Annotated in this window: 23 protein-coding genes; 15 read left to right on the top strand and 8 right to left on the bottom strand. The window is 74.3% G+C overall.

All coding sequences use genetic code 11. From position 1 onward, the window contains the following. Nucleotides 1-76 precede the first annotated feature (76 nt). Nucleotides 77-829, top strand: a complete 753-nt coding sequence (locus CLV63_RS02895) for a CPBP family intramembrane glutamic endopeptidase (RefSeq protein ID WP_106581305.1) — start codon at nt 77-79, stop codon at nt 827-829. Between the two features lie 117 nt (nt 830-946). Beyond that, nucleotides 947-3163 (top strand): ADP-ribosylglycohydrolase family protein, encoded by a 2217-nt coding sequence (locus CLV63_RS02890; protein ID WP_106581304.1) that lies wholly within the window; start codon nt 947-949, stop codon nt 3161-3163. A gap of 145 nt (nt 3164-3308) precedes the next feature. Here CLV63_RS02890 and CLV63_RS02885 read toward each other — a convergent pair whose 3' ends face one another. Next, complete coding sequence (locus tag CLV63_RS02885) at nt 3309-4139, bottom strand: hypothetical protein (protein ID WP_106581303.1); 831 nt, start codon at nt 4137-4139, stop codon at nt 3309-3311. Continuing rightward, nucleotides 4136-5098, bottom strand: a complete 963-nt coding sequence (locus tag CLV63_RS02880) for an ABC transporter ATP-binding protein (RefSeq protein ID WP_106581302.1) — start codon at nt 5096-5098, stop codon at nt 4136-4138. The genes CLV63_RS02885 and CLV63_RS02880 overlap by 4 nt, the downstream gene beginning before the upstream one ends. A gap of 181 nt (nt 5099-5279) precedes the next feature. Between CLV63_RS02880 and CLV63_RS02875 the strand changes: the two genes are divergently transcribed. After that, a complete protein-coding gene (locus tag CLV63_RS02875) occupies nt 5280-6578 on the top strand; it encodes a sensor histidine kinase (RefSeq protein WP_170134133.1) in 1299 nt (432 codons plus the stop codon). Further along, nucleotides 6575-7243: a response regulator gene (locus CLV63_RS02870; protein WP_106581300.1), complete on the top strand. Its 669-nt coding sequence runs from the start codon at nt 6575-6577 to the stop codon at nt 7241-7243. Before CLV63_RS02875 ends, CLV63_RS02870 begins: the two co-directional genes overlap by 4 nt. A gap of 139 nt (nt 7244-7382) precedes the next feature. Here CLV63_RS02870 and CLV63_RS02865 read toward each other — a convergent pair whose 3' ends face one another. Beyond that, nucleotides 7383-7961 carry a DUF3592 domain-containing protein gene (locus tag CLV63_RS02865; RefSeq protein WP_106581299.1) on the bottom strand — a complete coding sequence of 193 codons (579 nt, stop codon included), beginning with the start codon at nt 7959-7961 and terminating at the stop codon, nt 7383-7385. A 176-nt stretch (nt 7962-8137) separates the two neighbouring features. Beyond that, a complete protein-coding gene (locus tag CLV63_RS35345; RefSeq protein WP_449288799.1) occupies nt 8138-8488 on the bottom strand; it encodes an MmyB family transcriptional regulator in 351 nt (116 codons plus the stop codon). 510 nt (nt 8489-8998) lie between these two features. Between CLV63_RS35345 and CLV63_RS02855 the strand changes: the two genes are divergently transcribed. Further along, nucleotides 8999-10021: a zinc-dependent alcohol dehydrogenase family protein gene (locus CLV63_RS02855; RefSeq protein WP_106581298.1), complete on the top strand. Its 1023-nt coding sequence runs from the start codon at nt 8999-9001 to the stop codon at nt 10019-10021. 88 nt (nt 10022-10109) lie between these two features. Next, the gene (locus tag CLV63_RS02850; RefSeq protein ID WP_106581297.1) at nt 10110-10520 is read left to right on the top strand and encodes a (R)-mandelonitrile lyase; all 411 of its coding nucleotides are present in this window, start codon (nt 10110-10112) and stop codon (nt 10518-10520) included. Nucleotides 10521-10546: 26 nt separating this feature from the next. Here CLV63_RS02850 and CLV63_RS02845 read toward each other — a convergent pair whose 3' ends face one another. Further along, nucleotides 10547-11254, bottom strand: a complete 708-nt coding sequence (locus CLV63_RS02845) for a hypothetical protein (RefSeq protein WP_106581296.1) — start codon at nt 11252-11254, stop codon at nt 10547-10549. A gap of 221 nt (nt 11255-11475) precedes the next feature. Between CLV63_RS02845 and CLV63_RS02840 the strand changes: the two genes are divergently transcribed. After that, a complete protein-coding gene (locus CLV63_RS02840; RefSeq protein ID WP_170134132.1) occupies nt 11476-12615 on the top strand; it encodes a serine hydrolase domain-containing protein in 1140 nt (379 codons plus the stop codon). Between the two features lie 132 nt (nt 12616-12747). Continuing rightward, nucleotides 12748-12900 (top strand): hypothetical protein, encoded by a 153-nt coding sequence (locus CLV63_RS33990; protein ID WP_211301123.1) that lies wholly within the window; start codon nt 12748-12750, stop codon nt 12898-12900. A 72-nt stretch (nt 12901-12972) separates the two neighbouring features. On the opposite strand, the gene CLV63_RS02835 is transcribed toward CLV63_RS33990, so the two are convergent. Further along, nucleotides 12973-13890, bottom strand: coding sequence for a LysR family transcriptional regulator (locus tag CLV63_RS02835; RefSeq protein WP_106581667.1), 918 nt, complete (start codon nt 13888-13890; stop codon nt 12973-12975). Nucleotides 13891-14065: 175 nt separating this feature from the next. On the opposite strand from CLV63_RS02835, the gene CLV63_RS02830 reads away from it, so the two are divergent. From CLV63_RS02830 to CLV63_RS02805, 6 genes are all read left to right on the top strand, one after another. Beyond that, on the top strand, nt 14066-14866 hold the full coding sequence (locus CLV63_RS02830) for an enoyl-CoA hydratase/isomerase family protein (RefSeq protein WP_106581294.1): 801 nt from the start codon (nt 14066-14068) through the stop codon (nt 14864-14866). A 116-nt stretch (nt 14867-14982) separates the two neighbouring features. Next, a complete protein-coding gene (locus CLV63_RS02825) occupies nt 14983-16623 on the top strand; it encodes an acyl-CoA synthetase (protein WP_106581293.1) in 1641 nt (546 codons plus the stop codon). Nucleotides 16624-16786: 163 nt separating this feature from the next. Continuing rightward, nucleotides 16787-18169 carry an MFS transporter gene (locus tag CLV63_RS02820; RefSeq protein ID WP_106581292.1) on the top strand — a complete coding sequence of 461 codons (1383 nt, stop codon included), beginning with the start codon at nt 16787-16789 and terminating at the stop codon, nt 18167-18169. A 154-nt stretch (nt 18170-18323) separates the two neighbouring features. Further along, nucleotides 18324-18830, top strand: coding sequence for an acyl-CoA thioesterase (locus CLV63_RS02815; protein WP_106581291.1), 507 nt, complete (start codon nt 18324-18326; stop codon nt 18828-18830). Continuing rightward, nucleotides 18827-19990 carry a zinc-binding dehydrogenase gene (locus CLV63_RS02810; protein ID WP_106581290.1) on the top strand — a complete coding sequence of 388 codons (1164 nt, stop codon included), beginning with the start codon at nt 18827-18829 and terminating at the stop codon, nt 19988-19990. The genes CLV63_RS02815 and CLV63_RS02810 overlap by 4 nt, the downstream gene beginning before the upstream one ends. Nucleotides 19991-20243: 253 nt before the next feature. Then, a complete protein-coding gene (locus tag CLV63_RS02805) occupies nt 20244-21053 on the top strand; it encodes an SAM-dependent methyltransferase (RefSeq protein ID WP_106581289.1) in 810 nt (269 codons plus the stop codon). Between the two features lie 125 nt (nt 21054-21178). Here the strand turns inward: CLV63_RS02805 and CLV63_RS02800 are convergent, their stop codons facing one another. Both CLV63_RS02800 and CLV63_RS02795 read right to left on the bottom strand, forming a co-directional pair. Further along, on the bottom strand, nt 21179-22366 hold the full coding sequence (locus tag CLV63_RS02800; protein ID WP_106581666.1) for an esterase-like activity of phytase family protein: 1188 nt from the start codon (nt 22364-22366) through the stop codon (nt 21179-21181). A 267-nt stretch (nt 22367-22633) separates the two neighbouring features. Beyond that, complete coding sequence (locus CLV63_RS02795) at nt 22634-23578, bottom strand: hypothetical protein (protein ID WP_106581288.1); 945 nt, start codon at nt 23576-23578, stop codon at nt 22634-22636. 434 nt (nt 23579-24012) lie between these two features. Between CLV63_RS02795 and CLV63_RS02785 the strand changes: the two genes are divergently transcribed. Further along, entirely contained in the window at nt 24013-24372 is a 360-nt protein-coding gene (locus CLV63_RS02785) for a hypothetical protein (RefSeq protein ID WP_106581287.1), read from the top strand. The last annotated feature ends 39 nt before the right edge of the window (nt 24373-24411 follow it).

Raw genomic sequence — 24411 nt, 5'->3', positions numbered from 1 at the left:
CCCCCACCCCTGAGCGCTACGCCGCGTACGCCGCTATGGCGACGACTCGCGCGGCGCGCGCCGAAAGGATCGGGCAATGACCTCGCAACCCCCCGCCTGGGCCGTCGTGCTGGACCACACGGCCACCAGGACGGCGACGGCCGTCCTCCTCACCTTCCTCTGCACGGGCGCCATGATCCTGGCCGGGCAGCCGCTCGGCGTCGCCGCCGTGCTGCTGCTCGTCTACCTCTGGCGCCGCGTCGCGCGGCGCCCCTGGTCCGGTCTCGGGCTGCGGGTCACGTGGGCCGCCGTCGCCCACGGGCTGCTCGGTGTCGCCGCCGCGGTCGCCGCGACCCTCGCCGCCAACGCCGCCGCGGTCGCGCTGGGCGCGGCCCGGTGGGTGCCGTGGGAACCGGACGGCCTCGCGTACCTCCCCGTGGCGATCGCGATGATCGTCGTCGTGCAGGCGTTCCCCGAGGAACTGCTATGGCGGGGCAACCTCCACGACATCCTCGCGGACCGGCTGCCGCCCCTGGCCGTCATGGTGCTCACCTCGGTGGCCTTCGGCTCGCTGCACGTCCTCTCCCAGAGCGAGGCGGACGGCGCCGCCGAAGTCGCCCTCTACGCGGTCGGGGCCGCGGCGCTGGGCTTCGCCTGCGCCGCGAGCCGCGAGCGGACAGGAACCCTGTGGGCCGCCATCGGCATCCACAGCGGGTTCTACTTCGCCAACGGGTTCGTTCCGACCGAGCCCGCCGCCTACGGTGTCCAGCTCACCGCGCAGGCCGCCGTCCTGACGGCGGTCGGCATGCTGTTCCTCGTCCGACCCCGGCCCCGCGTGCCGATCGCGTAAGCCGCATCAGGGCGCACGGGGGAGCGGTGCGGGCGCGATCGAAAAGTCCGGCCGCCGCGGGTGCGGATGGCTATCATCCCTAGGTGTCCGCAGGACTCGACCCCCCGAGGAGTCTCGATGCACCTTTCGTCCCTGTTGGACTTCGACGTCATCCCGCTGGAGGCCGACGACGCCGTGACCGTCCTGCTCGACGTCACGGCGCCGGAGCAGGAGGTCGACGCGCAGCGCCCGCCCGCGACCCTCCAGGTGGTCCTCGACCGCAGCGGGTCGATGGGCGGCGCCCGGTTGGAGGGGGCCGTCCGGGCGCTGCTGTCACTGGTCGACCGGCTCGCGCCCGGCGACAACTTCGGCCTGGTCAGCTTCGACAACTCGGCGCGCGTCGAGGTCCCGGCCGGGCCCCTCACCGACAAGGACGCGGTCCGCGCTCGCATCGCCGCACTCCGCCCCGGCGGGTCGACCGACCTGTCCAGCGGCCTGATGCGCGGCATCCAGGAGGCCCGCCGCGTCGCGGGGCAGCAGGGCGCGACCCTGCTGCTCATCTCCGACGGGCACGCCAACCAGGGCATCACCGACCACGACTCGCTCAACCGCTACGCCCGCGGTGCCTACGGGCACGGCGTCACCACCACCACGCTCGGCTACGGGCTCGGCTACGACGAAGCGCTGCTGGGTGCCGTCGCCGACGGCGGCGCGGGCAGCGCCCTGTTCGCCGAGGACCCCGACACCGCCGGGGACCTCATCGCCCGCGAAGCCGACTACCTGCTCAGCAAGACCGCCCAGGCGGTGTCGCTGACCGTGCGCACCGGCCCCTTGGTCGGCGGCGTGGGGATCATCGGCGAGATGCCCGCGGTACTGCTGCCGGAGGGCGCCGTCTCCGTCGACCTCGGCGACTTCTACTCCGGCGAGCAGCGCCGCCTGCTGTTCCGGTTCGACGTCCCCGGCGCCGCGCAACTCGGTCCCCTCGCCGTCGCGGAACTGGAGTGCGCCTACGTCGACCCCGTGTCACTGGACTCCCACACCGCGACCCTGCCCATCACCGTCAACGTCGTCCCCGGCGACGCCGCCGCCGACCGGGTCCCCGCCCCCGAGGTGCGGACCGAGCAGGCCTTCCAGCGCGCGCAGACCGCCAAGCGCGAGGCCAGCGAGGCGCTGCGCGACGGCGACAGGGAGCAGGCGGCCCAGCGGCTGTCCCAGGCGCGGCAGGAGCTGACCGACCACCTCCCCTCGGCGACCGCCGCGCAGGCCGACGAGGTCAGCGCCCAGATCGCCGAACTCGACCAGCTCGCCCGGCGGGCGCGCTCCGACGACGCCGGCCGGACCGCGAAGGCCGCGTACGCCAGCCAGTCCGGGTACAGCCGTAAACGCTCCCGCATGGCCGAGAACACGGCGGAGTTCCTCGCCCAGGGCCCGCACGACGGTGCCCAGGGCGGCGCGCAGGGCGGCACGTCGGCCGTCGCCGGCGGGCCGCGCGAGAGGGCGCTGGCCTCGCTCGACGGCCTCTCGGTCGGCGACGCGTTCGGCATGCTGTTCTTCGGCCCCAAGGAGTCGCGGCCGGGTCACGGCGCCGTCCCGCCGCCGCCGTGGCGGTGGACCGGCGGCACCGAGACGGCGTGCTCGGTCGTCGCCGCCCTCGACGGCGGGATCGACCAGGACGCCCTCGCGCGCCTGCTGGCCGAGCGCTGGGACCCCGACCGGGGCTACGGCCACGGCACGTCGGCGGTCCTGGGCCGGATCCGCTCGGGGGTCCCGTGGCGCGAGGCCGCCGCGCGGCAGACCGGCGGAACCGGGTCCTTCGGCAACGGCGCCGCCATGCGCTCCGCGCCGATCGGCGCCTACCACGCGGACGACCCGGCGCGGGCCGCCGCAGAGGCCGCGCTGGCGGCCGAGGTCACCCACGCCCACCCGGACGGCATCGCGGGCGCGTCCGCCGTGGCCGCGGTCGCGGCGGCGGCAGCGGGCGACCCCGCCCTCGACGGCGCCGGGCTGATCGAGGCCGCGCGCGCCCACAGCGGGACGGGCCCGGTGCGCACCGGGCTGGACCGCGCGGCGGGGCTGCTCGACGCCACCGTCGAGCACGCCGCCAGGGAACTCGGCCACGGCGCCCGCGCAACGGCCCCCGACACCGTGCCCTTCGCGCTGTGGGCTGCGGCCGTCCACCGGGACGACTTCGCCGCCGCGCTGTGGACGTGCGTCCGGGCGCGCGGCGACATGAACACCACGGCGGCCATCGCGGGCGGCGTGATCACCGCCCGCCTCGGCACGGCCGCGGTCCCCGCCGCCTGGCACTCCGCCCGCGAACCCCTCCCGCACTGGCTCCGCCGACGCCCCGCCTGAGCCCGCCCGCCGGCCACGCCGACAGCCCCGACCACGTCGATCACCCCGACTACCCCGACTACCCCGACTACCCCGACCACACCGACAGCGCCGACGACACCGACAGCCCTCGGGCGGACCATCCCCGCCCGAGGGCCCGGCGGTGTCACGCGTCGCGGCGCGCCGACACGGTCAGGGCGATGGCGACGAACACCGCCAGCCACACGACGATGACCAGCCCCGCGGCCATCGTCGGCAGGTAGCCCGGCGTGCCGGGGACGGCGATCCCCGCGACGCTCTCCGCGGCGGCGCCTGCCATGTGGCGGGGGATCGTCTCGCCCCACCACCGCCCCAGGAACTGCGCGCCCACCACCGGCAGCGCGCCCAGCAGGACCACGAACGCGAACGCCCCCGGCGCCGTGCGCAGCACCACCGCGGCGCACGCCGTCAGCAGCGACTGCACCACCATCGACAGCGGGATGTACACCAGCGCGGCGCGCAGCATCCCCGGGTCGGAGAGGCTGACGGTGGACTCGCCCGCCGCGCCGAGCGCCGCCTGGGTGATGGCGAAGTTCACCAGCGATACGACGTGCCCGGCGACGAAGGCGGCCGCGGCGATGACGACCAGCTTCGCGGTGACCGGCCGCCACCGGCGCGGTGTGGCGGTGAACGTCATGGCGATCGTCCCCTGCCGGTACTCGGCCGCCACCACGTTCGCCGCCAGGGCGGAGAACGCCCACACGCCGAGCGTGGCGCCGAAGAAGATCACGGCGTAGCGGCCGTCGTTCTGCTCCCGCGCCATCGCGGCGGTGTCGCCGAACACGGTCATCACGACGGTGATCCCGACGGTCAGTGCGAGCGCGGCCCCGATGATCGCCCGGTTCGACGGCAAGGCGCGGAACTTGCGCCACTCCGATCGCAGGGCGGCGCCGAACCCGGGCGGCGGGTGTCCGGCCGGTGTGCGGGCGGCGGTGTCGGCCGCGGGTGCCGTGGTCATCGCGGTCCCCTTCCAGCGGTGCTCTGCCGCTGCTCCGACGGTGCGCCGCCGGTCGCGGCGAACGCGTGCTCGGTGCTGTCGCGGGTCAGGTCCATGAAGACGTCCTCCAGGCTGGGCCGCTCCTGGACGAGTTCGTGCAGGGTGATGCCGTAATGCGCGGCGAGCCCGCCGACCTCGGCGGGTTCGGCCCCGCTGACCAGCAACGCCGCGCCGCCGGGCGCCCATTCGACGGCGAACCCCGCGTCGCCGAGCACCGCGGCCAGCGGTGCGGGGGTCGGGCCGGCCACGCGCACCCGGCCGCCCGCGCCGTGCCGAGTCAGCTCGTCGATGCCGGTCTCGGCGATGAGCCGGCCGCGGCCGATCACGACCACCCGGTCGGCCGTCTCCGCCATCTCGCTCATCAGATGGCTGGAGACCAGCACGGTGCGGCCCTCGGCGGCGAGGCCGCGCATGAGGGTCCGGATCCACCGCACGCCCTCGGGGTCCAGTCCGTTCACCGGCTCGTCCAGGATGAGGGTCCCCGGGTCGCCCAGCAGTGCGGCGGCGATCCCCAGCCGCTGCCGCATCCCCAGGGAGAGCTGCCGGACCTTGCGGCGCGCCACGGCGCCCAGCCCGACCGCGTCGAGCGACGCGCGGACCCGCCCCTTGGGGAGCCCGCCCGCCAGCGCCAGCCACTCCAGGTGGGCGCGCGCCGTCATCCCCGGCGGGACCGCCTCGGTGTCGAGGAGCGCGCCCACCTCCCGCATGGGCGCCGCGAAGTCCCGGTAGCGGCGCCCGCCGATTCGCGCCGTGCCGCGCGTGGGGCGGTCCAGGCCCAGGATCATCCGCATCGTGCTGGATTTGCCCGCGCCATTCGGACCGAGGAACCCGGTCACGGCACCGGCGGGGACCGTGAACGACAGCCCGTCCACCGCCCGCGTCCCGCCGTAGTCCTTGGTCAGCCCTGCTACTTCGATCACGTCAGCCCCCGTCGCTCTCGTGGATGCGGCGCCCCGGCCGGGCGCCGCATCCAGGTAACCGCCGGGGGCGCCGATGCCGCGAGCGCACGAAGCGGTCGCGGCGATCGACGAAAGTTGTCGGTTCGCGGCACTTGATGTCGATGCCGCCGGAGACGGCGGCCGAGGCCCTAGCTTTGGGGGCATGGACGACAACGGTCCCACCGGCCTGCGGGAGGTCGCCCCGTTCACCCCGCGGGCGGCGCGGGTGGCGGCGGGCGCGCTCGTGCTGCTCGCCGCCGCCAACGGGCTGTTCTGCGCGGCGATCATCCCCGGCGCGGACGCGGCGACGGCCGCCGTGGGCGCCGCGCTCATGGCGGCGGCCTCCCTGGTGGTCCTGGTGGGGGCGCGGCTGCCGCTCACCGCGGCCGCCGTGGTCGTGGCCGTGGTCGTCCTGCTGTTCACCGCCGCCTCGCCGTGGCACGAGCTGGCCCGCGCCGGGGGCCTCATCTGGAGCCCGATCGCCCTGGCCTGGGCGGGCGCCAACCTGGCCCGCTGGGCGCGCACCCCTGTCCAGTACACGGCGGGCAGCGCGGTCTTCCTCTGCTACGTCGCGGTGGCGGGCACCGCGACCACACCGCCCGGCGCGTCGCTGCTGTTCGGCCTCCTCAGCGCCGCGGCCCCCGTCCTCGGCGGCGCGACCATGAGCCTGGCGGTGCGCCTCGTCCGCGCCAGGAACGACCGGCAGCGGCAGGCCGAGCGCGAGCGCGAACTCCTCGCGGAGCAGGCCCGCACCGAGGAGCGGCGGCACCTCGCCGCCGAAATGCACGATGTCGTGTCCCACCAGGTCAGCCTCATGGTGCTGCACGCCGGTGCGCTCGGCGCGGCGACCGCCGACCCGGACGTGCGGGCGGCCGCCGACGAGATCCGCTCGGCGGGCAGCAGGGCGATCGAGGAGCTGCGCGGGATCATCGGCGTCCTGCACGACCCCGGCTCGGCCGCACCGGCGGAGCACGCCGCCGAACCCCCTGCGGGCCGGCCCGGTCTCACCCGTGACCCGGCTCCCGACCCGGCTCCCGACCCTGCTCCCGACCCTGCTCCCGATCCGGCGACACTGGTCGCCGAAGCGCGGGCGGCGGGCCAGCGGGCGGAGCTCACGGTCGCCGGCGCGCCCTCCGGCGTCGCCCCGCACGTCGCCCGCGCGGTGTTCCGGATCGTCCAGGAAGGGCTGACCAACGCGCGCAAGCACGCGCCCGGCGCGCCGACCGAGGCGGCGCTGCGCTACCGGGCCGACGCCGTCATGGTCGACGTGGTGAACGGCGCATCCGAGACCGCACCCGACCCCGCCCTCGCGGGGGGCGGCTCCGGCACGGGACTGGAGGGCCTGCGCCAGCGCGTCGAACTGCTCGGCGGCACGCTGCACGCCGCCCCGACCGGCGACGGCGGGTTCCGGATCGGTGCGATAATCCCCCTCGGCACCGGCACGGAAGGGGCACGCTCGTGATCCGGGTCCTCGTCGTCGACGACGAACCGATGGTCTGCGCCCACCTGCGCACCATCCTCGACGCCGCCGAGGACATCGACGTCGTGGGCGAGGCGAACGACGGCGCCGAAGCCGTCGAGGCCGTCCTGCGCCTGCGCCCCCGCGTGGTCATCATGGACCTGCGGATGCCGGGCGTCGACGGCATCGCCGCGACCGAGCGCATCACCGCCATGGGCGAGCCGCCCGTCGTGGTGGCGCTGACCACCTTCGACGACGACACCCACGTCCTGCGCGCGCTGCGCGCGGGCGCCATCGGCTTCCTGGTCAAGACGACCCCCGCCGAGGACCTCGTCAACCTGGTGCGCGTCGCCGCCGACGGCCACACCGTCCTGTCGCCCGACACCACCCGCCGCCTCCTCGGCGCGTCCCAGGGCGACCGCCGCGACGCCGTCGCCGCCCGCGCCCGCATCGCGTCGTTGAGCGAGCGCGAACGCGACATCCTCGGCTGCCTCGGCGAGGGCATGTCCAACGCGGCGATCGCCGCCCGCCTCTTCCTCGCCGAGACCACCGTGAAGAGCTACGTCTCGCGGATGCTCACCAAGCTCGACTGCGCCAACCGCACCCAGGCCGGGCTGATCGCGCACCGGTCGGACATCGCGGCGCCGCCCGACCGGCGGCCCGGCTGAACAGGGTCCCCGCCGAACCAGGTCCCCGCTGAACAAGGGCGCTGCTGTACAAGGGCGCTGCTGACCAAGGCCCATGCTGAACTAGGCCCACGATGAACAGGGTCCCCGCCCCAAGGGTCCCGGCCGACGGGGATCCGGCTCAGCGGTACGGGCCGTTCGGCGGCGGGCCGTAGGGAGGGGAGTGCGGGCCGGGCGGCGGGTACGGGGCGTCGCCCGGCCCGGACCGGCGCCGCCGCACGAGCACGAACACCGCGGCCCCGGCGAGGGCGAGCCCGAGGACCAGCAGCGGCACCCCGATGTAGCCGAAGATCCGGAACGCGCCCTCCTCGGTGCTCGCGACGGTCACGATCTCCCCGGGCTCCCCTGGCGGGTACGCCACCTGGACCCGGTCGCCCTCCTGGTGGTCGTCCGGGTTCAGCCCGTTGAGCGTCACATGCTCGAACGTGCGGCCCTCCGCCTGGTAGTCGACGTAGACCGTGATGTCGACGTCGTCGTCGCGCCGCTGCCTGCTCGTGCCCGTGTCCGTGTCGGACTCGACGCGCCGCTCGACCACGGTCGCGTCGGCGCGGCCCGTGTACTCGCGGTAGTCGAGGGTCCCCACGAAGCTGAAGATCCCCCCGATCAGGGTCAGCACGAACGCGAACCCCGCGAGGACCAGCACACCGAGGATGCGCCCTCCGCCCCTGATGTGCGTCCTTCTCGTGCGCCTGGACCTCATGGCCGCCCATCCTCATGTGTCGTCGCGGATACCGCCGTGCATGGGACGCGGGAACCGCCCGCCGCGTTCCCTTTGCGGCAGCGAGGCGGCCGGGAGTCCCCGGCGGTCCCGCCACCAGCGGCGCCGCCGACCGCGCGGCCGGGAGCGGCCGCCCTGCGACGGGCGGGCCCGGGGTATCAGTCCGCCGCGAGCGGCCGCGCCGGGCCGTCCGACTCCTGCGTGGCGGCCCAGGACGCCAGCAGGCGCGGCCCCTCCTCCGAAGCGGAGCCCGGCTCGGCGGCGTGGACGGTGAGCGTCAGCCCCGGCTCAGCGGCCATCTCCAAGCCCTCGTAGGCGAGGGTGGGATCGCCCACGACCGGGTGGTGGAAGCGCTTGGTGCCGGTGCCGTGGTGGCGGACGTCGTGCGCGCCCCAGCGGCGCCGCGGCCGGGCCAGGGTGTCGGAGCCGTCGGCGGCCTGGGCCAGGTGCAGCAGATTGGCGCGCTCGGCGTCGTCGAGCCGCAGCGCGCGGGCGAGCGCCTGGAGCACGGCGGGGGAAAACCCCGGCGAGGCTGCCGCGTTCGAGCTTGGCGTAGTACTCGACGCTGACGTCGGCCAGCGCCGCGACCTCGCTCCTGCGCAGCCCCGGGACCCGGCGCCGGGACCCGGACGGCGGCCCGGCCTGCTCCGGGGCGATCTTGGCGCGCCGCGAGCGGAGGAACTCGCGGACTTCGTCACGGTTGCCCACCCTTCGACCGTACGCGGCGTGCCCGGCCCGAGCGGTGTACTGCCGGTACACCCTTTTACGGAAACTTCTCCATCGCCCCGGGCCGCGCTTTGCTGGTCCGTGACGCCGCCCCTGCAAGCCTGGAACCGCGGGCGCCCGCACCCAGCGGAGCGGCAGCGTGCCGGCGCGGACCGGCCTCGCACCGGAGCGGGCGGGGCGGCGGCCGCCCGGCGGGGAGCCGGACGGAGATCCGGTCCGAGAGCCGGGCCGGGAACCGGCCGGATAGCCGGTACGAGAGCCGGTACGAACGCAAGCAAGGAAGAAGGATCATCATGCGCGCTGCGGTGCTGCACGCCCCGGGGGACGTCCGGGTGGAGGACGTCGCCGAACCCGCGATCACCGCGCCCACGGACGCGGTCATCCGACTCGCGGCGACCTGCGTCTGCGGCTCCGACCTGTGGCCCTACCGCGGGGTCGAGCCGGTCGCCGGACCGACGCAGATGGGCCACGAGTACGTCGGCGTCGTGGATGAGGTCGGCAGCGCGGTCGCGAGCGTCGAACCCGGCCAGTTCGTCGTGGGCTCATTCGTCGCCTCCGACGGCACCTGCGAGATCTGCCGCTCCGGCTACCCCTCGTCCTGCGTCGACCGCGTGTTCATGGCACAGGTCGGCACCCAGTCCGAGCGCGCCAGGATCCCGCACGCCGACGGCACCCTCGTCGCCACCCCCGGCACGCCCGACCCCGACCTGATCCCCAGCCTGCTCGCCGCATCCGACGTGCTGGGCACCGGCTGGTTCGGCGCGGTCGCCGCCGATGCCGGCCCGGGCAGGACCGCCGCCGTCGTCGGCGACGGCGCCGTGGGCCTCATGGCGGTGCTGGCGGCCCGCCAACTGGGAGCGGAGCGCATCATCGCGATGAGCCGCCACGAGCCGCGGCAGCGGCTGGCCCGCGAGTTCGGCGCCACCGACATCGTCACCGAACGCGGCGACGACGGCGTCGCCAAGGTCAAGGAGCTCACCGGCGGCCTGGGCGCCCACTCGGTCATCGAGGCGGTCGGCACCCAGGAATCGATGCGCCAGGCCATCGGCTCCGCGCGCCCCGGCGGCCACGTCGGCTTCGTGGGCGTCAACCATGACGTCGCGCTCAGCGGCGAGGAGCTGTTCTTCTCCCAGGTCCACCTGCACGGCGGCCCGGCGCCGGTGCGCCGCTTCCTGCCCGGGTTGATCGACCTGATCTGGCGGCGCGAAATCGACCCGGGGAAGGTCTTCGACCGCACCCTCCCGCTCGACCAGGCGGCTGAGGCCTACCAGGCGATGGACGAGCGCCGCGCCGTCAAGACACTGCTCACCGTCTGAGTGACCGGCACCCCAATAGCCACTGCGCCGCCCACGCGCCACGGGCCCCACCGGTCTACCCCGCGATATTCAGGGGAAGGGAACGATCATGCAGATCACGCGAAGCTCGATCGCCACTACAAAGGGCCCCGCCGACTGGTTCACCGGTGACGTCTACATCGACGCCGTCGCCGCGGCGCCCGCCCCCTCCCGGGTCAGCGCCAACCTGGTGCATTTCATGCCAGGGGCGCGGACCCACTGGCACCGCCACCCGCTGGGCCAGACCGTCTTCGTCACCGAAGGGATCGGCCTGTGCCAGCGCCGGGGCGGGCCGGTCGAGGTCATCCGGCCCGGTGACCGCGTGCTGTTCGAGGCCGACGAGGAGCACTGGCACGGCGCCGCACCGAACCGGCTCATGGTCCATCTGGCCATCAACGAGGGCGACGCCGACCACGACGCCGTGCACTGGCTGACCCCCGTCACCGACCAGGAGTACGCCGCCGCCCCGGCCACCACCTGATCCCGCTCCCGCGGGCTCGGCGCCACTCACCACTGCGGGCCCGGGTACATCCCCGGCGGCGGCGCGGCCCGCCACACCTGGGCGGGGACGCGCGCCAGGGTGCCGGCGAGGTAGTCGGCGGTGACCAGCCCGGCATCGGGATCGGAGCGGGAACCGGACGTGTGCCGCGAACTGACCAGGCGGCGGCCGGTGAAGGAGATGCCGGAGTCCAGGTACTCCATGGCCGTCATGAGCCAGGAGCGCATGTCGGGCGTGAGCACCGCCATGGCGAACCCGGCGTCGGAGGTCTCGACCCGGTAGGTCTCATCGAATACGGGGTCGCCGACCCGGAGGTCGTGGACGCCGAGGAATTCGAGGACGCGCGAGCCGAAACCCTCGCGGCTGAGGGACAGGGTGGGGGTCGGCGACGGGAGGTCGAGCGCGACCACCTGGTAGTTGCGCGTTCGGGCGGAGTCGCCATGACCGGTGCGCACGCTCAGCTCGTAGATCAGCGTGGAGTAGCCGTGCCGGTTCCCCGAGAGGACGTGGCGCACGGACCGGCGGCCGGACGACGCCGCGTGCTCGGAAACGAGGTCGGGGCGGTCCCCCTCGTAGCGGAACCCGTTCCGCTGCGCCCACGCCTGCAACTCGGCGACGCGGCGCGCGTGCGCGGCGCGGGCGGCCAGCACGATCGCCACGACGGCGGCGGCGACCACCAGCAGGATCAGCGCGATGATGAGGCCGACAGGGGGCACGCGGTCCTCCTCAGCTGCCGGGGGTGGTGGGGCCGTGCGCCGGTTCCCGGTCCCGGCGCCGCCGATGTCATTCTTGCGTGCGCGGGGCCCGGTGGGAACGGCCGCCGGGGACCCTTGTCGCAACGAACGCGCAGCAATGGAGGTGGCGAGATGACTCCTGCCCCCGAGGCGGCCCCACGTGCCACAGGGGTGCGGGTGCCGTCGCCCGCCGAGGACGCACGGTGACCCCCGCGGCGGCCGCGGACCGACTGGTGGCCGGGTGCGGCGCCGGCGCGGAGCACGGGCCGCTCGGCGCGGTCGTCGGACTGCGGGCGGGCGGCGCACGCGAGATCGCCGCGGCCGGTAACCGCGTGCCCGCCGTCGGCGCGGTGGCGGCCGAACCGGCGACGACCGACACGCGCTTCGACGTCGCGTCGGTGACGAAGGCCGTCGCCACGACGACCGCCCTGATCCGGCTCGTCTCCGACCGGTCGGTGGGCCTCGACGACCGGGCGGCGCACTACCTGCCGGGGTTCGCCGGCGGCGGCAAGGACCGCATCACGCTGCGCCACCTGCTGCTGCACCGGGCCGGATTGTGGGAATGGCAGCCGCTGTACGCCGCCGCGCCGGGCGACCCCGCCGCGGCGGCGGCCCTCGCCGAGTCGCTCCCGCTGCGCCACCCGCCCGACACCGGCCGCCACTACTCGGACCTGGGCTTCATGCTCCTGGGACGGGTCATCGAGGCCGTGACAGGGGCCGACCTGAACGACGCCGTGTCCGGCCTGGTCACGGGCCCTCTCAGCCTGCACGCCACCGGCTTCCGGCCGCCTCCCGGCGCGCCGGTGGCGGCGAGCGCGTTCGGCGACGCCGCGGAGCGGCGGATGGTCGCGACGGGCGACCCCTACCCGGTCGTGGTCGGCACCGGCGGCTTCGACGGGTGGCGCGACGCGCTCGTCGTCGGGGACGCCAACGACGGCAAAGCGTTCCACGCCTTCGCGGGGGTCAGCGGGCACGCCGGCCTGTTCTCGACGGTCGGGGACATGCTGACCTGGGCCTCGGTGCTCGCCGACGCCTCGGCCCACGATGACCTGTGGGATCCCCGCATCGTCGCGGAGTTCACCGCGCCCGGACCGGACGCGGGCCAGGCGCTGGGCTTCCGGCGCTACGCGCGGGTCATCGACGGGACGCCGGAGGTCGTTGTGGGCCACCCCGGCTTCACCGGTTGCGCGGTCGGCTTCGTCCCCGACCGCGGGGTCGCCCTGGCTTTGGGCACCAACCGCCTCGTCACCCGGGCGGCGCCCGTTGCGACCGACGCCCTCTGGTCCGAGGTGCTCACCGCAGCGGACACTGTCCCGGTGCATGGCCGGCCCGCACGCGGCTGACCTGGTGCGAACTGCGCGCAACGCCGCTGGGTCGCGTGGCCGCCCGGATCAGGCGGGCCCGGAGAGCACGCGCGGATCCACCGGTCCGCCGGTGCCGGGCGCGCCCGCCGTCGTGACGTCGGCAGGCCGGGGGTGAACGAGGCGCAGACGTCGGTGGGGTTGTCGGCGCCGCCGCTGGTGGTGCGCGGGAAGACGGACACGAACGTCGACCCCGCGGCGAGGGAGCCGTCCGGCCGCACCATGGCCTTCGCGCGCTGGGTGGCCGCGCCCCAGCCCGGGTCGTAGACCGTGCGGGCCTTCTCCGAGGTCGCGTCGGCGTCGGTGGTGCGGGAGAGGTACAGAGGCCCGGAGAAGGCGTCAGAGCGGTGAACCCTCCGCGCCGGTCAGGTGGCCCGCTGCGGCCAGTCCGGCGGTCGCCGCCTCGCTGAACACGTCGATCATGGGGTGGCGCCGGCGCGGCGCCCACACGGTCGACGTCTGCCAGGACAAGGGGGTGTCGGCCAGCGGGCGCCAGCACAGCCCTTCGGGCGGCCCGCTGTGCGGGCGCTCGTTGAGGTGGACGCCGCGCCCGGCCAGCACCAGTCCGTTGCTGAAGTGGGGGTTGCGCGCGTGCCGGATGGCACCGGGGCGGAACCCGGCGGACCCGCACACCGACAGGACGTGGTCGTAGAGCCGCGGCGCCATGGCGCGGGGGAAGATCACCAGCGGCTGGCCGTTGAGGTCGCGCAGGTCGACCGTCCCGGCCCCGGCCTGTTCGTGGTCAACGGGCAGTACGACGCCGAGCGCGCGGCGGGCGATCGGCCCGCACTCCAGCCCCGCGGTGTCGCAGGGGTGGCGCACCATGCCCGCGTCGAGCAGGCCCTCGCGCAGCGCGGCGAGCTGCTCGTCGGTGGTCATCTCCTGGAGGTCGATCAGCGCGTCGGGCGCCTCCCGGGTGAACTCCGCGACCAGGGTCCGCAGCGTGGCGGGGACGGTGTCGGGCGGCACGCCCGCGCGCAGCACACCGCTCTCGCCGGGGCGGATTCGGCGCATCGCCTCGTGCGCGGCCTCCGCGCTCTGGAGGACGGGGCGCGCGTGCTCCAGCAGGAGCGCACCGGCCTCGGTCAGCCGGACCTTGTGGCGGGTGCGGTCGAACAGCCGGACCCCGAGCTCGCGTTCGAGGTCGCGGATCCGCTGGGACAGCGGGGGCTGCGCCATGTGCAGGCGCGCCGCGGCATGACCGAAATGCAGTTCCTCGGCCAGAACCGTGAAATAGCGCAGATGCCGCAGTTCCATGGCCGCGATCATATCGACTCGATATCACCATGAGTCGCTAACGGTGTTGGACGGTGGTGTGGATCACCTGTTTGCATGACGTTCAGCGGCTCGCCACCGAGGTGAGGCGCCCACCGAACCGAAAAGCGACCGGCATCGACACCGTCACCGGTTGTGCATTTGTGAAGGGAAGTTCATGGCGACATCGGCAACCGGCGGGACCGAGGACGCGGTCCTGCTGCGCTACGAGGAGGCCGGGCCCGGAACGGTCGCGGTCGTCACCCTGAACCGCCCCGAGAAGCTGAACGCCTGGACGCACGCCATGCGCACCCGCCTGGTCGAGGCGTTCGCCGAGGCAGGGCGGGACGAGCGCTGCCGCGCCGTCGTCATCACCGGCGCCGGGCGCGCGTTCTGCGCCGGCCAGGACCTCGCCGAGACCGCCTCCTTCGACCCCGACGACCACGCGGCCGCCGAGGGCTGGATCGACGACTTCGCCACCCTCTACCGCGCCATCCGCGGGCTCGACAAGCCGACGGTCGCCGCCGTCAACGGCGTCGCAGCCGGATCCGGATTCCAGTTCAGCCTGCTCGCCGACCTGCGCATCGGCCACGACGGCGTGCGCATGGGCCAGCCGGAGGTCCGGTCGGGGATCCCCAGCATCACCGGGATCTGGGCGATGTGGGACATCCTCGGCAAGGCGAAGACGATCGAGTTCACCCTGACCGGTGAACTGGTCGACGGCGCCGAAGCCCACCGCCTCGGGCTGCTCACCGCGCTCGTCCCCGCCGACGCGGTCCTCGAAGAGGCGGTCGCCCTCGCCGGGCGCCTCGCCGAACTCCCGCCCGGGGCCGTCGCCCTCACCAAGTCCCGGCTGCGCGCCATCGACGACGCGGCGCTCGAGGAGTCGATCGACGCGGCGAAGGAGGTCCACCGGGCCGCCTACGCCACCGGGGAGCCGCAGCGCGAGATGCGCCGCTTCCTCGAAAAGCGCCGCTGACCCGCACCCGGCCCCGCACGCGGCCTCGAACCCGACTCTGTATCCGACTCCGGGCGCCCGGACCCACCACGGGCGCCCTCCTCCAACACCCGCCTTCAACACAGGAGCAGCACGCAGTGAGCACGACGGACACCACCCCCGGACCGGCAGGGCCGAGCGCGGCCGAGCTGGCAGCGGGCGACGCCCACTACCGGCGGCTCTGCGCGGAGCACCGGTGGGAGGTCCCCGAGCACTACAACATGGCCGCCGACGTGGCCGACCACCACCCGGGCGAGTGGACGGCCCTCGTCTTCCAGGACCACACCGGGCACAGCGAGGAGGTGTCCTGGGCGCAGGTCCGGGACCGCTCCAACCGGGTCGCCGCCCACCTGCACGCCCTCGGCGTGCGCAAGGGCGACCGGGTGGCCGTCCTGCTGCCGCAGCGCCCCGACACCCCGGCCACCTACCTGGGGGTGCTCCGCACCGGCGCCGTCCTGGTCACCATGTCGCTGCTGTGGGCCGACGAGCCGATCGCCTATCGGCTCGCCGACTCCGGCGCCCGCGTCCTGGTCACCGAATCGGCGGCGCTGGAGCGCGCCACGGCTATTGCCGGAGAGGGGACCGCGGGGGAGGGGATCGCGGTCCTCGACGTCGACGACCCCGCCGTTGGCGCCCACCCGCCGGAGTTCACCACCGCCGACACCAGGGCGGACGACCCGGCGCTCATCTTCTACACCTCCGGGACGACCGGCCCGGCCAAGGGGATCGTGCACGCGCACCGCACCCTCCTCGGCCACAACGAGTTCACGTACTGCCACGGCCTGGGCCCCGGCGACGTGTTCTACGGCGCCGGCGACTGGGCGTGGTCGATGGCGAAGCTCATGGGCCCGCTGCGGGCCGGAGCCACCCACCTGGTCTACCGCCCGGCCGCCGGGTTCGACCCCGAAGGTCTGCTCGCCGCCATGGCCCGCGCCAAGGTGACCACGGCCCTGGTGAACCCCACCTTCCTGCGCAAACTGCGCGCCGACGTCCCCGACGCGGGGACGCGCCACCCCCAGGCCCTGCACACGGTGTGCTCCGCCAACGAGCCCCTCACCGGTGACCTGATCTCCTGGTTCCGGGAGCAGTTCGGCGTGACCCTGCTCGACTACTACGGGTCGACCGAGTCCTACCCGCTGCTCGGCAACTTCCCCGGCGTCCCCGTCAAACCGGGCTCCATGGGACGCCCGCTGCCCGGCTGGGACGTGGCGCTCCTCGACGCGCACGACCGCCCGGTCGACCAGGGGACCCCCGGCGAGGTGTGCCTGCGCGCCCGCAGCAACCCCCAGTTCCCGCTGGGCTACTGGAACCGCCCCGAGGCGACAGAGGAGAGCTTCGGCGGCACCTGGTACCGCACCAAGGACCAGGCCGTCATGGACGCCGACGGGTACTACTGGTTCCTCGGCCGCACCGACGACGTGATCAAGACGTCCGGCTACCGGGTGGGCCCCTACGAGGTGGAGGCGGCCCTGCGCGAGCACCCCGCCGTCGCCGACGCGGGCGTCGTGGGCCTGCCCGACCCGCTGCGCGGACACCTGGTCAAGGCGTGGATCGAACTGGCGGAGGGGTACACCGCCGGCGCCGAACTGGCCGCGGAGATCTCCCGGTTCGCCAAGGACTCCTACTCCCGCTTCGCCTACCCGAGGGAGGTCGCCTTCGTCGACCGCCTGCCGCGGTCCGCCACCGGCAAGGTCCAGCGGGCGCAGCTGCGCGCCCGCGACGCCGCGCCGGGGGACTGACCCGGCTCCGCCACCCGCCGCGACCACCGGCAGTCACGAGCAACCACCCGCGACCACCCGCAATCACTCGTAACGACCGATACGCCCGCACCCGCCCTCGGGCTCGGGCGGCCGCGGGCCCGCCCCGCACCGCGTTCGCGCACCGACCTCCGAGGAGTCCAGCATGCTGAGAGACGACCAGCCGCCCCCGGCCGAGCCGGGCGGCAACCCGGCCGCCGAGCCCGCCAAAGAACCTGCCACCGACCCCGCCACCGACCCCGCCGCGCTGGCGCGGGTCCGCCGCAAGGTCACCGTCGCCACGGCCATCGGCAACTTCGTGGAATGGTTCGACTCCGGCGCCTACGCCGTCATGTCGGCGACCATCGCCGTGCTGTTCTTCCCCCAGTTCGACCCCGCCGCCGCACTGCTGGCGACCTGGGCGATCTTCGCGGCGGGGTTCATCGCGCGCCCGCTCGGAGCGCTGTTCTTCGGCCACTACGGCGACCGGATCGGCCGCAACCGGGCCCTCGCCCTGAGCGTCCTCTGCATGAGCGGTTCGACCTTCGCGATCGGGCTGCTGCCCGGGTACGCCACCATCGGCCTGGCGGCGCCCGTCCTGCTGCTGCTGATGCGCACCGTGCAGGGGTTCTCCACCGGCGGCGAGTACACGGGGGCCTCCTCCTTCATCATGGAGTACGCCCCCGCCGACCGCCGGGCGCGCTACGCGAGCGCGGTCCCGCTCACCGTCGGCGTCGCGGCGGTCGCCGGCTCACTGGTCGGCGTGGTGCTCACCGGGTCGCTGAGCGAGGAGGCGCTGTACTCCTGGGGGTGGCGGGTGCCGTTCCTGATCGCCGGGCCCCTCGGCGTCATCGGTCTCTACCTGCGCTCGCGCCTGGACGACACCCCGGTGTTCCGGGAGATGCAGCGCTCCGAGGAGGTCCGCAGCAGTCCGCTGCGCGACGCGTTCCGGCTGTCGGGGCGGCAGATCCTCACCCTCTTCGGGTACAGCATCACCAACGCCATCGGCTACTACTTCATGAGCAGCTACATGATCTCCTACATGTCGGAGTCGCTGCACTTCAGCAAGACCGAGGCGCTGCTCACCAGCGTCGTGTCGATGCTCGCCTACTCGCTGCTGTGCCCGTTCGCGGCGATGGCGAGCGACCGGTTCGGCCGCCGCCCGATGCTCCTCACGGCGTGCCTGGGCTTCGTGCTGCTCACCGTGCCCGCCTTCGCCCTGATGGGGACGGGACTGGCGGGCGCGATGCTCGGCACGTCGGTCCTCGCGATGCTCGTCGCGGTGATCGGCACCTCCAACGTCCCCGCGATGGTGGAGATGTTCCCCGCCCAGCTCCGCGCGAGCGGCTCGGCCGTCGGCTACACCGCCGCCTACGTCCTGTTCGGCGGGACCGCGCCGTTCGTCGCGACCTGGCTGGTCACCACCTCCGGCAGCCCGGTCAGCCCCGCCTACTACCTCATGGGCGCCGCCGCGGTGGGCGCGGTCGTGATCATCGCGGCGTTCCGGGAGACGAAGGACCTGCCCCTGACGCGCACGACCGTCCGCTGACCCGCCGCCGACTCGACACTGACCCGCCGCCCAGGACCGTCCGCGGCCGCGCATGGCAGGGCACCGTACCCCGCCGCCTTCGGGCGGCGGGGTACGGTGCCTACCGGCGGCGCGCAGCGGCGCCCGCGGACGAGGACGCCCCGAAGAGGTGACGATGACCGCAGCCGACGCGGACCCCGGTTCCGGCCCCGGCGCAGGCCCCGACCGGGATTCGGACCGGGATCCGGCCACGGCCCCGGCCACGGATCCGGTCTATCCCCACTGGACGGAGATCCCCACGCGCTGGGCCGACAACGACGTCTACGGCCACGTCAACAACACCGTCCACTACGCCTTCATGGACACCGCCATCAACACGTGGCTCGTGGAGCGCGGCGGCCTCGACTTCCGGGACGGCCCCGTCGTCGGCCTGTGCGTCGAGTCCTCCTGCGTCTACACCGCGGAGTTCGCCTTCCCCGACGTCCTCGCCGCCGGGATCCGGGTCGGCCACCTCGGCAACTCCTCGGTCCGCTACGAGATCGGCCTGTACCGGAGCGACCGCAGCACCCTCGTCGCCGAGGGCCGGTTCGCCCACGTCTTCTGCGACCGGCGCACCCGGCGGCCGGTCCGCATCGACGGGAAACTGCGCGCGGCGCTGGAAGAACTGCGGAGGAAGCCATGACACCGGCACCCGACACCTCGGCCCCCGACACACCGGCCGTGCGCGCCGCCGTTCTGGAGCGGATCGGCGACCCCGGCCCATACGCCGAGACCCGGCCCATCCGCATCCGCGAACTCGGACTCCGCCCGCCCGGGCCGGGGGAGCTGCGCGTGCGCGTGCGCGCCGCCGGGCTGTGCCACTCCGACCTCTCGGTCGTCAACGGCGACAGGCCCCGGCCGGTGCCGATGGTCCTGGGCCACGAGGCGGCCGGCGAGGTGGCGGCGCTCGGCGCGGGCACCGAGGGGCGGTTCGCGGTGGGCGACCACGTCGTGCTCTGCTTCGTCGCGTCCTGCGGGACCTGCGCCCGCTGCCTGGACGGCAGCCCTGCGCTGTGCGAGCGCGGCGCCGCCGCCAACGGCGCGGGCGACCTGGTCGGCGGCGGCCGGCGCTGGTACGCCGAGGACGGCTCGGCCCCGGCGCACCACCTCGGCGTGTCCGCGTTCGCCGAGTCCATCGTGGTCTCCGCCGACTCCGCCGTGCGCGTCGACGCCGACCTGCACTTCGAGGTCGCCGCGCTGTTCGGCTGCGCCGTCCTCACCGGTGTCGGCGCCGCGCTGAGGGCCGCCGACGTGCGCCCGGGGGAGCGGGTCGCGGTGTTCGGGCTCGGGGGCGTGGGCCTGTCCGCCGTCCTCGGCGTGCGGGTGGCGGGCGCGGAGCGGCTCGTCGGGGTCGACCCGGTGGCGGCAAAGCGCGACCTCGCCGGGCGCCTCGGCGCCACCGACCGGCTGCCCGGCGGCGCGGACGCGGTCGCGGCGGTGCGCGACCTGACCGGGGGCGGCGCCGACAAGGTCATCGACACCACCGGCAGCGCCGACGTCCTCGCCCAGGCGTACCTCGCCACCCGCCCCGGCGGCACCACCGTCACGGTCGGTCTGCCGCACCCCGACCGGCTGCTGTCGATCCCCGCGGTCACCCTCGCCGCCCAGGAGCGCACGCTGCGCGGCAGCTACCTCGGCTCCGGTGTGCCCGCCCGCGACATCCCCGCCTACATCTCCCTCTACAAACGCGGGCTGCTGCCCGTCACCGAACTGCTGTCCGGCCGCCTGAGCCTGGACGAGGTGAACGAGGGCTTCGACCGCCTCGCGTCGGGCGAGGCGGTCCGCCAGGTCGTCCTGATGTGAGGAGCATGTGAGGAGCGCGGACGCGCAGCGGGTGGGGGACTCCGCGCCGAGAAAACGGCAAAAAGGCCGATCAAACGCCAATCCCGGCATTCGACCCCTTTTCGCGCCAGGGGCGCCGATATCCATCGCGGGAATTCACGAATACGTCCTGAGCAGCCGGGATTTAGGGTTATCGGACTCCGGGCCCGATAAGGCGGATATAGGATGCGGACGACGCTTCCCCCGGACGCTTCCCCGTGCTGAATGAGGTGCCATGAGCGGACAGTTCCCGCCAGCAGAACTCGACATGGGTGTGCCCACCGTCGCCCGCATCTACGATGCGGCCCTCGGCGGCAAGGACAATTTCGAGGCCGATCGGCAGGCATTGGCGTCGTTGATGGAGCACACCCCCGAAACCATCGAGGTGTGCAAGGAGAACCGCGCCTGGCTCGGCCGCAGCGTCGAATACCTCGCGCGCGAGCACGGCGTCCGCCAGTTCATCGACCTCGGCTCGGGGCTGCCGACCGTCGACAACGTCCACCAGGTCGCGCAGCGCCACCAGCCGGGCGCCGCCGTCGTCTACGTCGACAACGACCCCATCGTCCTCGCCCACGGCAGGGCCATCCTCGCCGACAACGACGACACCGCCGTCATCACGGCCGACGTCCGCACGCCGTCGGACATCCTCGACGCCGCCGAGGTGCGCCGGCTGATCGACTTCGACCGGCCCGTCGCCCTGATGCTCATCTCGCTGCTGCACTGCATCCCCGACGAGGACGACCCGTTCGGCCTCGTGCGGACCCTGCTCGGCGCGCTCCCGTCCGGCTCATGGATGGCGGCCTCGCACGTGGTGAGCCACATCCCGGAGGAGGGGGCGCGGTTCACCCGCGAGATGAAGGCGTCGGGCGCCGAGTGGGGGCGTGCGCGCACACCCGAGGAGGCCGCCCGGATGTTCGACGGCCTGGAGATCGTCGAACCCGGCCTGGTCGAGGTCTCCACCTGGCGCAACGGCGAGCCGGCGCGCCTGCCCCGCAACCAAGCGAAGACCGTCTGGGAATACGGCGGCGTCGCGCGCAAACCCTGACCCGGGCCTGATCCGGCGAACCGCGACAGCGCCACCACTGCGCTGCAACAGCGCCGCGACCGCGCCCGGTCGGGCGCGGTCGCGGTTGTGGTGGCGGCGCGTGCGGTCCACCGCACGCGCCGCGGTCAGGAACTCACGGTGAGCGCGATGACCTGGCTCTTCTCCTCGGCGGAGAAGTTGTCGTCCACGACCATCACGAGGGTGCGGTCGCCGTTGGGCAGCCGCGGCCCCCACGTCATGCCCTCGGCGTTGTACACCGGGTCTACCCCCATCTGGCCGAGGTCGGCGACCAGCTCCTTGCGCAGCGGGCGGGTCGGCGGCTCGGTCGCGAGCGAGTCGATCCTGCGGACGTCCTGCGCCTTGGCGGTGTCGACCTCGTAGATGCGGATCCGGTACCCGTTGCCGTCGGAGTAGGCGCGCTCCAGCACCAGGTAGCGCCCCTTGTCGTCGACCGGCAGGATCGCGGGGACCCCGTTGTCCATGTAGGGCTGGTCCTTGGGCGCCGCGAAGACCGGGTCGAGCGGGTAGGCGTACTGCGCGGCGATCTCGCCCGACCGCGTGTGCTCGCTGATCCTGGTCAGCGCGCCCTTCTCCGGTGTGGGCGCCGGGCCGTCCTGGATCATGGGCCCTTCGAGGGCCGTGACGATGCGCTTGCCCTTGTCGGTGAACGCGAACGCCTCCAGGGAGAGGTTGCCGCGCGGGCCGCGCCGCTCGGCGCGGTCGAACCGGAAGTCGCGGGGCAGCGGCAGCTCCTGGACCGTGCGGCCCTTGCTGGACGCGCGCAGGGCCGGGTTGAGCACCGTCGGGGACTTGTTGGTCCCCTCGGTGCTCCACCAGACCTTCTTGGTGACCGGGTCCACCCGCAGCTCTTCGGGGTCGACGGCGCCGTCGCGGTCGCAGGCGCGCTGCGGGCCGGTGCACGGCGAGTCGATGGACTGCTTGTAGGACGGGTAGGCGCCCCCGTCGGGCTTCGTCAGCTCGGTCGCCGAGGTGATCTTGACGTCCTCGACCCCGGAGGCCCGCACGTCGATGTCCGCGGTGTAGTAGCGGGCCGGGCCGACGGTCGAGCGGTCGTCGCTGATCATCAGGTATTCGCCGGTGCGCGGGTCGCGGTCGATGCCGGAGAGCCCGCCGACCGTCGTGCTGTCGACCTTGAGGCCGCGGTCGAGGTCGCGGTATCCGAGCAGCCGGGCCTCTGTCGTGTCCGCCGCCGCGGGCGCGGCGGCGAGCGGTCCCGCTGCGAGCAGCGCCGAGGCGAGCAGCCCGGCGGCGCCAAATGTGATCGTACGGTGACGCAACGTGGTGTTGATCATGGCGGCATAGTTGCACAGCGGACCCGCCATCGAGGCGCGAAACGGCATTCGACACGTTCGCCACGGCGTTTCGCCGGATTTCGGACACGACATCGGCACCGGCACGGCGCGGCCGTTACCGGCCGCCGCCCCCGCCGGTCCACTGCGCCGGAACGCCGTGCCGGGGACGTGCCGGGGAGCTGTGCCGGAGCGCCGGGACGAGGCGGCGTCGGGCCGACCGGAGCGGCCCGGCGCCGCCGAACCGACCCGGTGCGCCGCCGGGCGGGGTCACTCCCCGGCGCGTGTGCGGCGCCTGCGCGCGAGCCACCAGGCCGCGCCGCCCGCGCCCGCAAGTGCCAGCGCCGCGAGCACGAAGCCCGCCAAAGGCGCGCCGGTCAACGGCAGGTAGACGGACTTGTCGGCGACCGGCCGCGCCTTGGGCGCCGCCGGAGCCGGTGCCGACGCCGCGTCCTCGATGCCGGCGACCGCGTCGGCACCCGCCCTGAGCCAGGACCCGTCGGCGAAGTACCAGTAGTGGCCGCCGTGCGACCAGTACCAGATGTCCTGGTAGAAGTACCACGAACCCGCGTGGTACCAGCCGTAGTCGCCGTCGAGGCAGACGCAGACGACGCCGCCGGAGGTGTCGCCCTCGGTCGACTCTCCGCACTCCGTGCCCGGAGCCTCGTCGTCGGGCACCTCCTCGGGCACCGACGCAGGGGGCTCCGCCGATTCGCCCGCCCCGGGCTGCGCGCCGTTGCACGCCTCATCCCAGGCGGCCTGCTCCGCCGGGAGGACGGGCGCCCCGTCGTCGCCGACCGCGCGGTACACGTGCCCGGTGGTCTCGCACTCCTCGGTGAGGACCGGGGCGCAGACCCACGCGCCGGGCTCCCCGGGAGCGTCGGCCCCCTCCTCGCACGGCGTGCCGTCGAGGTCGGCCCCCGGTTCGTCGTCGGGAGGCGGCTCCGCGGGCTCCGGCTCGGGCGCAGGGGGCTCCTCGGAGGCGCCGGTGTCGCCGGGCGCCTCCTCGGAGCCGACGAGCGCCCACGCGCCGTCGGCGCCGCATGCCAGGTCGCGCCCATCGGCGTCGACCGCGTACTCCATGTCGACGGCGGGATCGCACGGGTCCCCGGCGGCCGGCACCCCGCCCGGCCCACTCTCCTGGGCCGTCGCGGCGCCGGGGAGTGCGAGGACCAGGCCGGTGATCGCGGCGGTGATCAGCAGTCGCAGTGACATGGTCGCCTCCTGGCGCCAGGGGGTTGGTGACCGCCGCCGGGGGCACGGGCGCGGGAGAACCACGTACCTGTCAGACCCGTTGCGGATGGGTTTGGTGCGCACGTACGCGCAGGCAATTGGCGTTATTTCACGCCAAGTGACCATCGTCGGCCGAAGGTTTCCGCCTCCCGCGCCCGCCCCGTTCCCGGCCCCTCGCGCCCCCGGGCCCGCCCCGGTCCACCCTCGCCCCGCCTCCTACCCCCGGCCCGCCCCCGCCCCGCCCCCGTGCCTGCAACGCACACCCTCATGCGCATTCGGCCGGGTGTGCCCCTGGCGCGCCCGGATCCCTGCTTTTCACCACCCCGGCGCACACTCTGTGCGCATAGTGGGTGACGCCTTGTTCTGATCCGGAGGCGGGTGCCGCCCCTGGACCCACAGCCCTCAAGGGGGACTCGATGACCGATACGGCCACCGTCACATCCGACGACCAGCGGATCTGGCAGATCCAGGCCCACCAGACCCTGGGCGAACTGCTCAAGTCCGCCGACACGGCCGAACTGCCGCCACTGACCTGGTGCGTGGCCACCAACCGCATCCTGGTCGGCACGACGAGCAGCTCCGCGCCCGCCGTCGTGCAACGGGCGGCGATCGCCGACTGGGCCGCGCACCTCGGTGCGGCCAGGCACCCGGAGTACGAGCCGATCGCCGGACTCACCCGCAGCGTGCGGGCCACCGCCACGCTCGGCACCGACCACCCGGTGGAGGTCCGGCTGATCGCCGACCTGCGGCTCGACGGCAACGGAAACGAGGACTGAACCCGGGTGCGCGCCGGTCGGCGCGCACCCGGGACGGGG

This window comes from Murinocardiopsis flavida (assembly GCF_003014485.1).
Lineage (GTDB): Bacteria > Actinomycetota > Actinomycetes > Streptosporangiales > Streptosporangiaceae > Murinocardiopsis > Murinocardiopsis flavida.
The sequence above is the reverse complement of the archived record's forward strand: the minus strand, read 5'-3'. Positions and strand labels throughout refer to the sequence as shown.